The 264-nt window shown below is 54.2% G+C and carries 1 protein-coding gene; it reads left to right on the top strand.

Annotated elements, in window-relative coordinates:
- The coding region (locus F0U44_RS24205) for a hypothetical protein (RefSeq protein ID WP_223162854.1) at positions 1-226 on the top strand (226 nt) is incomplete at its 5' end.
- Positions 227-264 lie beyond the last annotated feature (38 nt).

Raw genomic sequence — 264 nt, 5'->3', positions numbered from 1 at the left:
AAAACCTGCAAGTTGCGCTTTTAACATGTTCTACAAATTGTTCACCCTCATTGCTCTGTTGGTGGCCGTGGCTTTCGCCAGCCCCAACCCCAAGCCTGAGCCAGTGCTGACCTACGCCGCCGCCCCTGCCTACGGATATTCCGCGTATTCAGCATACGCCCCAGTTGCGTACCCCTCTCCATACGCCGCCTACCCTTACGCTTACTCTTCTTATTACGTCCGTTGAAAACCTTCCCCGCCCTGACAACTGAATCTGAAACTGCT

This window comes from Nocardioides humilatus (assembly GCF_008373755.1).
Lineage (GTDB): Bacteria > Actinomycetota > Actinomycetes > Propionibacteriales > Nocardioidaceae > Nocardioides > Nocardioides humilatus.
This window is presented reverse-complemented; position numbering and strand designations above follow the sequence as displayed.